The sequence below is a fragment of the Pseudidiomarina sp. WS423 genome (assembly GCF_050750165.1).
GTDB lineage: Bacteria > Pseudomonadota > Gammaproteobacteria > Enterobacterales > Alteromonadaceae > Pseudidiomarina > Pseudidiomarina fusca.
In genome coordinates this window covers 1-842 of the sequence record NZ_JBOJLN010000046.1, presented here as the reverse complement: position 1 = coordinate 842, position 842 = coordinate 1, and the positions used below count along the sequence as shown (strand labels likewise).

General features: G+C 47.1%; 1 protein-coding gene. It reads right to left on the bottom strand.

The window, feature by feature from the left end:
• On the bottom strand, positions 1–842 hold an 842-nt coding region (tuf, locus tag ACQ661_RS12685), incomplete at both ends, for an elongation factor Tu (protein WP_431668585.1).

The window sequence follows — 842 nt, the reverse complement described above, 5'->3', positions numbered from 1 at the left end:
AACTTCAAGTTGTCGCCTGGCATAACCATCTCTACGCCTTCTGGTAACTGGACTGAACCAGTTACGTCAGTTGTACGGAAGTAGAACTGTGGACGATAGCCTTTGAAGAATGGAGTGTGACGTCCGCCTTCTTCTTTGGTCAATACGTATACTTCTGCTTCGAACTGAGTGTGTGGCTTGATTGAACCTGGCTTCGCTAATACTTGACCACGTTGAATCTCATCACGCTTAGTTCCACGCAACAACGCACCAATGTTCTCACCTGCACGACCTTCGTCTAGCAACTTACGGAACATCTCTACACCAGTTACGATTGTCTTCGTAGTATCTTTGATACCTACGATTTCTACTTCGTCACCAGTACGCACGATTCCACGCTCTACACGACCAGTTACTACAGTACCACGGCCTGAGATTGAGAATACGTCTTCGATTGGCATGATGAACGGCTTATCGATATCACGCTCTGGCTCTGGGATGTATGAATCCAAAGCTTCTGCCAATTCGATGATTTTCGCTTCCCACTTCTCTTCGCCTTCCAACGCTTTCAACGCTGAACCTTGAATTACTGGTAAGTCGTCACCTGGGAAATCGTACTCAGATAGAAGTTCACGTACTTCCATCTCTACCAATTCCAACAACTCTTCGTCATCTACCATGTCACATTTGTTCATGAATACGATGATGAATGGTACGCCTACCTGACGTGACAACAAGATGTGCTCACGAGTCTGTGGCATTGGGCCATCAGTCGCTGCTACTACCAAGATTGCGCCGTCCATCTGCGCAGCACCAGTGATCATGTTTTTAACATAGTCAGCGTGTCCTGGGCAGTCTACGTG